At 67.8% G+C, this 2,257-nt stretch carries 2 protein-coding genes; both read right to left on the bottom strand.

The window, feature by feature from the left end:
* Positions 1–454: 454 nt before the first annotated feature.
* Positions 455–895 carry a hypothetical protein gene (locus ACIQU6_RS44405; protein WP_403488383.1) on the bottom strand — a complete coding sequence of 147 codons (441 nt, stop codon included), beginning with the start codon at positions 893–895 and terminating at the stop codon, positions 455–457.
* A 377-nt stretch (positions 896–1,272) separates the two neighbouring features.
* Entirely contained in the window at positions 1,273–1,857 is a 585-nt protein-coding gene (locus ACIQU6_RS44400) for a hypothetical protein (RefSeq protein ID WP_403488381.1), read from the bottom strand.
* Between the last annotated feature and the right edge of the window lie 400 nt (positions 1,858–2,257).

Here is a 2,257-nt window from a genome sequence, read left to right as displayed (position 1 = left end):
CTCGTGCTCGTCCGCGCGACGGCCTGCTGAATCACCCACCAGCCGAACTCCCAGGCCAACACGCCCCAACATCAATCGCGGGGCAGCCCGTAAGAGGGCCCGGCCGGCGGCCAGTTAGGGCTACTCAGTTACCGCGGGCGGTTTGAGCAAACGCAGGGAAGTGTGTACGGCGTTCCGGTCGCCTGGTCCACCACGACTACACCACCGGAGCACCAGCGCGCCGGATGCTTGCCCCACTTGCTCCGCGGAGGCCGTGGGTGCCCGCCCGCTTTCGCGACTTCCCGGTACGCCGTCACCGCTTGCGCCTGCGCGGGGTTGATCCACTCGGCCACGTCATCGCCTCCTGTTTCCCCAACGACCTTACGGCCGTTGGGGAAACGCGGCTAGAGAAGGTCAGTTCGGGCCAGTGTTGGAGCAGTCGGCGCCGCAGCCGGCGGGCGGCGGTTCGCTGTGTTCACAGGTTGCGGCGACCGGAATCATGTTGTCGGTCGGCCCGTTCCACATCAGCGGGTCGGGTTCGTACCCGGCCGCTGTGATCGCTTCCCGAGTCCGTGCCAGCGCACCGGGATCGTGGCGTGCGACGTCCGGGCGTTCCGGTACGTGGTGCACGAACCGGTGCAGGGACCGGCACAGTCCGGCGTACACGGTCGTGTGCAAGATCAGGGCGTGCCAGCTCATCTACGACCCGCGACGGCTTGAGGCGGGCGTGAGGCGCCGCCGAGCAGGCCGCAACGAATTTCAGCGCCTCCTCGGTGATCGCTTCCGCGACGTTCGCCGCCATGCCCTCGTTGTTGCGCTGCACTGCGCCGGCGACGGCGATGAAGTCCCCTGGGGTAATGAGTTCGCGGGCACTCTTCACCTCCAGTGGTGTTGTGTGCTCTTGTGTGATGGTCACCGTGTGCTCCCTTCACTGGATGGTGCGGTGATGGCGCTCCGTCCCCGGCCGGTTGTCTGGCCAGAACCGGGGGCGGAGCGCGTGGGGTGGACGGGCGGTGGTGGTGAGCCACTACGCTCCCGACATGGACCGCCCTTTCGTGCCGGACGATGACGAACAACGCCCGGTGTGCGGGATCTGCCCCTCAAAGCGGTTGCCGCGGGATCAGTTTGTGATCTACGACCGGCCGACCCGAGAGGCGCCGTTCAACCCCGCCGACGGTTACCGGTATGCCTCCGCGGATGGGGTTCCGGTGTGCGTTCATCCCGACAAGATCGGCTGCGAACCTGACCGGATCGCGCCTCCGCCGGAACCCCAGCCGCTGGAGGTTCCGGTGCCTACGCCGAGGCGAGGTCGATGGTGGCCCTTCGGCCGCGGTCGCTGATTCCGATCGGCTCGTACTTCTGGTCAAGGATCTTCCGTCGGCGCTCAGTCTCGGCCGCATCGATCCAGTACCGCTCGTCGACGGGGCCCCACGCGGCGCGGTAGGCGCGGTGGGTGTAGTCGCCGAACTCCCAGGTGCCGCCGCTGCGTCCGGCCTCCATGTCGGTGGCATGGACGAACAGGGTTCCGGTGCGCTGCTGCATACGCGTCAGGACGTTGATCTGCGCGCAGGCCGCGTGAGACAGAACGTCGATCGGGACGGGGACGGGGAGTTCGGCGGCCTGTTCGTCGCCGGTCATCTCGTACACCGCGGATTTCAATGCCATGCAGCGCATCATCTGGGGGAAGAGTGCCGGGCCATCCTGGGTCACGTCATAGTCCGGGATGATCACGTGCCCATAGCTGTCGGTCCAGTCGTTCGAGTACATGCCGCAGCCCTTTTCCAGCCGCGCGTACTCCGGGTCGGCCTGCCAGGTGTCGAGGATTTCCCGCGCCCGTGCGGCGACGGTGTCCGGGTTGGGCAGTGTCGCAGTGCTCATGTGCTGTTCTGCCTCTCGTTGTTGGTGCCTGCCGGGGTTCCGGCAGGGGTCGTGCCGTGGCCCGGGGCGCCCACAACGGGGGCGTTTGTGTTCCGGGCCTTTGCCCTGGTCGTGCCGATTGCCGTGTGCGGGCGTCGGCTAGGGCTGGCCCGCCGCTGAGTGGCGGGCGGTCTGGTTCCCGTTCCGCCCGTGGGCCGGGCGTGGGAGGCATGGGGCCCATGGGCGGAACGGAGTGGTGCCGGCGGCCGGGCGGGGCTGTCCTCTGCTCCCGTCGAGCCGCCGGGTTTTTAGGGGCGACCCGGTGAGCCAGGGCTGTTGCAAAGTCTTGGGGGTTCCACGAATCTGCAGGTCACAGCTGGGTGACGGTCTGTCAGGATGGCCTCTCCGTATGCAACGAAGC

The sequence above is a fragment of the Streptomyces sp. NPDC090442 genome, assembly GCF_044769405.1.
Lineage (GTDB): Bacteria > Actinomycetota > Actinomycetes > Streptomycetales > Streptomycetaceae > Streptomyces.
Note: the sequence above shows the minus strand (reverse complement) of the source record. Positions and strands in the feature narration are given on the sequence as shown.